At 76.0% G+C, this 4587-nt stretch carries 4 protein-coding genes; 1 reads left to right on the top strand and 3 read right to left on the bottom strand.

Features of this window, described 5'->3' with window-relative positions:
* Positions 1-401 (top strand): PucR family transcriptional regulator (locus tag C1I97_RS42785; RefSeq protein ID WP_181447003.1); only part of this gene is annotated, 401 nt, incomplete at its 5' end.
* Positions 402-408: 7 nt separating this feature from the next.
* On the opposite strand, the gene C1I97_RS31875 is transcribed toward C1I97_RS42785, so the two are convergent.
* The 3 genes from C1I97_RS31875 to recN all read right to left on the bottom strand — a co-directional run bounded on the left by C1I97_RS31875 (position 409) and on the right by recN (position 4261).
* Entirely contained in the window at positions 409-1539 is a 1131-nt protein-coding gene (locus C1I97_RS31875; protein WP_111006534.1) for a glycosyltransferase family 4 protein, read from the bottom strand.
* A gap of 147 nt (positions 1540-1686) precedes the next feature.
* Complete coding sequence (locus C1I97_RS31870) at positions 1687-2523, bottom strand: hypothetical protein (protein ID WP_111006533.1); 837 nt, start codon at positions 2521-2523, stop codon at positions 1687-1689.
* 19 nt (positions 2524-2542) lie between these two features.
* A complete protein-coding gene (gene recN / locus C1I97_RS31865) occupies positions 2543-4261 on the bottom strand; it encodes a DNA repair protein RecN (RefSeq protein ID WP_111006532.1) in 1719 nt (572 codons plus the stop codon).
* Positions 4262-4587 lie beyond the last annotated feature (326 nt).

The raw sequence follows: 4587 nt of genomic DNA, 5'->3' as shown, positions 1-4587 counted from the left end.
GCTGGGCGGCGGCCTCGGCGGGCCTGAGGCACGCGGCCGAGACGGCGACGGCGGCGCAGGGGCTGCCGGACCGGCCCTGGTACGACGCCCGCCGCCTGGACATCGACCTGCTGCTGTGGCGGCTGCGCGACCACCCGGACCTGGCGGCCTTCGTGGACCGCGCGATCGGCCCGCTGGTGGAGCACGACCGCCGGTCGAAGCCGCCGCTGCTGCCCACCCTGCAGACGTATCTGGCGAACGCGGGCCGCAAGGCGGAGACGGCGCGCGAGCTGCATCTGAACCGGCAGACGCTCTACAACCGCCTCGCCCGGATCGGGGAGTTGCTGGGCACCGACCTCGACGACCCGCAGACGGTGCTGGCACTGAGCCTGGCCCTGCGGGCCCGCCGCCACGTCCCCTGACAACTCGTCAGGTCAGTGGCCTGGGCTGGGTCAACTCGTCGTAGACACTGAGCACCTGGGCGACCGTCTCGTCCTCGGTGGGCCAGGTGCCGGCCTGCCGTGCGCCCCTCTCCCGCAGCGCTTCCCGGCGTTCGGGATCGCCGAGCAGCCGTACGACGGCACCGGCGAAGGCCTCCGCGTCCTGGTCCGGGACCAGTTCGGCCGCGTCGCCCACGAGTTCGGGGATGCCGCCCGTGCGCACGGCGACGAGCGGCACGCGCGCGTGCAGCGCCTCCTGGGCGAGGACGGAGCGGGTCTCCCAGCTCCTGGGCAGCAGCGCCACGTCGGCCGCCGCCAGCAGCTCACCGACGTCCTCGCGCCGCCCGAGAAGCCGGACGGGCAGCTCCTCCTCCTCGATCCGCCGCTGCAGCTGGGCACGCAGCGGCCCCTCCCCCGCGACGAGGGCCAGCGGCGCGGGGTCCAGCAGGCGCCAGGCGCGGGCGGCGTCCAGCAGCAACTCGTGGCCGCGGTCCGGGTCCAGGGAGGCGACCGCGAGGAGCAGCGGGCGGTCGATGACCCCGAGTTCGGCCCGCACCTTGGAGCGCGGCCGGTCCGGGTGCTCGTATCCGGCGGCCGGCGGGGGCACCGCGACGGCGGCGAGCCTCGCGTCCCGGGCGCCCCGGCGTCGGGCCCGGTCGACGAGTCCGGAGGTGGTGCCGAGCACGACGGTGGCGGCCCTCACCACCCGGCGCTCCAGCAGCCGCAGCAGATGCGCGCGGGCTCCTTCGGCGTGCGTGTGGTTGTGCCAGGTGACCACCAGGGGCGTGTCCCGGCCGCCGAGCGCGAGCGCCGCGCGGAAGGAGGCGTGCAGTCCGTGCGCGTGCACCAGGTCGGCATCCGCGCAGACCGTGCGCAGCGCGGCCACGGACACCGGGTCGCTGCTGCGGGGCACGTGCACGTGCTGGGCGCCGACGTCGGTGAACCCGTAGGCGCGGTCGGCCTCGGAGGGGGCGCACACCGTGACCCGTACGCCTCTCGCGACCAGCCCGGCGGCCAGCGACCGTACGTGCGCGCTGCTGCCGGTGCTGCCTCCGCCCAGCACCTGCACGGTGCGCAGCGGAGACTGACCGTGCGATACGTGGCTGCTCACGGGGCTCACGTGGCCGGGGCTCCTGGTTCGGCGTCGGGCGGTCACGGGGAAACGTACAGAAGGCGGAGACGTACAGAAGGTATCGAGCCGAGGGGCTGAACCGCGCGCCCTTGCCCGGCGCACGGCCCCGGCTCCAAGGATGTCAGTACGTACGGGTCACTCGGACGAGTGACATTGGGGGCTTGGCGCCCCCTTCCGTCCGCTCATCTTTTCGCCGTACACGGCGGCGACTGTCACCGCGACTGGGGGTCCCCCCTGCTCGAAGAGCTTGGGGGAGTGCGCGATCAGTCCGGCGTGCCCGTTGCACGCGACGGCGGCCACGCCGAGGGCCGCGCCCAGGGCGTGCGCCCCCGTGTCGCCGAGCATCACGCGCTCCCCCAGGTCCTCGGGCAGGACGGCCGCGGCGGCCCCGGTGGCGGCGGCGGCCAGTTCCGCGCCCGGTCCGCCCCGCAGCAGTCCGGGCGCCGCGAGGGCGAGCACCGCGCCGGCGGCTCTGCCCGGCCGTACGTCCAGGAGGTTGACGGCGTGCGCGGCCCCGGCGTTCACGACTCCGGCGAGGAGCTTGTCCAGCGGCCGTTCCTTCCGCCGCGCCCTGGCGACGAGCCCTGCGGCCGAGATCCCGAGCAGCTTGACCGCCCCGCTGGTGACCTCACCGCCCCGCAGCGCGCCCAGGTGCGCCCGGAACCCACGGCGCGGGTCGCCGACCCCGGCGACGTCGTCGTAGGCCCCGCAGGCCCCGGCGGCCAGCACCGCCGGCCCGGCCGCGGGCCGCACCCGTCCGGTGGCGGCGGCGGCCGCCGCTGCCACCGCCGGCCCGGCGGTGGCGGCCGCCGCTGCCACCGCCGGCCCGGCGTACAGCCCGACGCTCCGCCCCGCGTGGTTCGTCCGTTCCCAGCGTCCGCGCCCACCGGGCGCGACGGCACGGAGCCCGGCGGTCCCGGCCCGGGCGAGACCGGCGGCCAGCGCGAAGGAGGCGGCGATACGGGAGTTCATCCCGCCACCCTACGACGCCTCAGCCGTCCGCCCGGGCCGTGGCGAGGAGTTCCTCGGCGTGGGCCCGGGCCGTTTCCGAGTTCTCCTGCCCGGCCAGCATGCGGGACAGCTCCCGGATGCGGTCCTCGCCCTCCAGCACCTTCACACCGGAGCGGGTCACCGAGCCGTCGTCGGTCTTCTCGACCAGCAGCTGGCGGTCGGCGAAGGCGGCGACCTGGGGCAGGTGGGTCACGACGACGACCTGGGCGGTCTTCGCCAGCCGGGCCAGGCGCCGCCCGATCTCCACCGCGGCCTTGCCGCCGACGCCCGCGTCGACCTCGTCGAACAGGTACGTCGGCACCGGGTCCGTCCCCGCGAAGACCACCTCGACGGCCAGCATCACGCGCGACAGCTCACCGCCGGACGCGCCCTTGGCGATCGGCCGGGGCGGCGCGCCCGGGTGCGGGGCGAGCAGCAGCTCGACCTCGTCGGCGCCGGCCGGCCCGTAGGCGACCGTCCGGCCGCCCACCTCCACGCCCTCCGGGTCCTCGGTCTGCCGGATGGCGAACGACACGCGCGCGTGCGGCATGGCCAGCGAGGCCAGCTCGGCGGTCACGGCGGCGGCGAACCGCTCCGCGGCCTCCGTCCGGGCGTCCGTCAGCGCCTGGGCGAGCGCGCCCAGTTCGGTGCGCAGCGCGTCCCGCTCGGCGGTCAGCTCGCCGATCCGCTCGTCGTCGGAGTCCAGCTCGGTCAGCCGGGCGGCACCGCGCTCGGCCCAGGCGAGCACGGCGCTCATGTCCTCGCCGTACTTGCGGGTCAGCGCGCCGAGCGCGGCCCGCCGCTCCTCCACCGCCGCCAGCCGCAGCGGGTCGGCGTCCAGGTCGTCGGCGTATCCCGCCAGCTCCCCGGCCACGTCACCGAGCAGGATGCCGATCTCGCCGATGCGGTCGGCGAGCGCGGCCAGCGCCGGATCGTGCGACCGCACGGCCTCCAGGGCCCGCTGGGCGCCCGCGACGAGGGTGGCCGCGTCGATGCCCTCGGGGTCCTCCGGATCGGCCGCGAGAGCGGCGTGCGCGGCCGCCGCGGCGGACGACAGCGCCTCGGCGTGCCCCAGCCGCTCCGCCTCCTCGGCCAGCTCCACGTCCTCCCCGGCGCGCGGCTCGACCCCGGCGATCTCGTCGAGGCCGTAGCGCAGCATGTCGGCCTCCTGGGCCCGTTCACGCGCGCGCGTGGTGATCTCCTCGAGCTCCACGGAGACGGTCCGCAGCCGCCGGTAGGCCTCGGCGTACTTCGTCAGCGGCACGGCGACCGCGTCGCCCGCGTACCGGTCGAGGGCCTGCCGCTGCCGGGACAGCTTCAGCAGCCCCTGCTGGTCGGTCTGCCCGTGCACGGCCACCAGGTCGTCGGAGAGCTCGGCGAGCAGTCCCACGGGCACGCTCCGCCCGCCCAGGTGCGCCCGGGAGCGCCCTTCGGCGGAAACGGTACGGCTGATCAGCAGCGCCCCGTCGTCGAGCTCGGCGCCGGCCTCCTCGGCCCGTACGGCGACGGAGGCGTCCGCGGGCACGGTGACCCGTCCCTCCACGACCGCCTTGTCCGCCCCGATCCGCACCAGCGCCGGATCCGCACGCCCGCCCAGCAGCAGCCCCAGACTGGTGACCACCATGGTCTTGCCGGCGCCCGTCTCCCCCGTGACGGCGGTGAATCCGGGCGACAGCTCGACAACGGCATCGTCGATCACTCCGAGCGACCGTATACGCATCTCCTCCAACACGTACCTGACCTTACGAGGTCAGGAGTGGAGAGCGCACATAGGCCGCGCATGTCGCCCACGTGAGTGGCCCCCCCGAGGGGGCGCGGGGCTGTATCGGCATGCGGCTCCGCCGCGTGGGCGCGGCCGGCCCCGACGAACCCGCACCCGCCGGCGAACCCGCACCCGCCCTCGCACACCGCTAGTGCGGCGCCCCGCGCCACCCGGACACCGGGAGCGCGAACTTCGCGACCAGACGGTCCGTGAACGACGCGTGGTGTGGCGGTCGTGGACGTGGCCGGCTCGGACTGCTGCGTCATCGAGGAGACTCCCATCGC

It is taken from the genome of Streptomyces sp. NTH33, assembly GCF_003236365.1.
In the GTDB taxonomy this organism is placed as follows: Bacteria; Actinomycetota; Actinomycetes; order Streptomycetales; family Streptomycetaceae; genus Streptomyces.
Note: the sequence above shows the minus strand (reverse complement) of the source record. Positions and strands in the feature narration are given on the sequence as shown.

What these genes read in the sequence shown, in the direction of transcription:
- C1I97_RS31870 (WP_111006533.1), bottom strand. Translation starts at nt 2,523, where the DNA reads ATGAACTCCCGTATCGCCGCCTCCTTCGCGCTGGCCGCCGGTCTCGCC.
- recN (WP_111006532.1), bottom strand. Translation starts at nt 4,261, where the DNA reads ATGCGTATACGGTCGCTCGGAGTGATCGACGATGCCGTTGTCGAGCTG.